This is a genomic window from Bradyrhizobium uaiense (genome assembly GCF_010811875.1).
Lineage (GTDB): Bacteria > Pseudomonadota > Alphaproteobacteria > Rhizobiales > Xanthobacteraceae > Bradyrhizobium > Bradyrhizobium uaiense.
On the sequence record NZ_VKHP01001235.1, the window covers coordinates 1 to 219 of the forward strand.

1 pseudogene is annotated in these 219 nt (G+C 60.7%); it reads right to left on the reverse strand.

What is annotated here, in order from left to right:
- A pseudogene (locus tag FNJ47_RS49445) lies at positions 1-219 on the reverse strand (IS5/IS1182 family transposase); the annotation flags it as partial.

Below are 219 nucleotides of genomic sequence, written 5' to 3' on the forward strand. Positions count from 1 at the left end.
AGTGACGACGGCCCGGTAATTCCGGGCCGTTTTTTCGAAGCGGGTTGCGACACGTCGGAACTGCTTGAGCTTTGAGAAGCAGCATTCGACGGGATGACGCTGGGCGTAGAGATGCTTGTCGAGTGGGTATTTGAGCGCGCGTGACGGGTTGTTGGGAATGACGGCGAGCGCGCCTTTGGCGGCGATGGCTTGGCGCAAGTGATCGGCGTCATAGGCGGC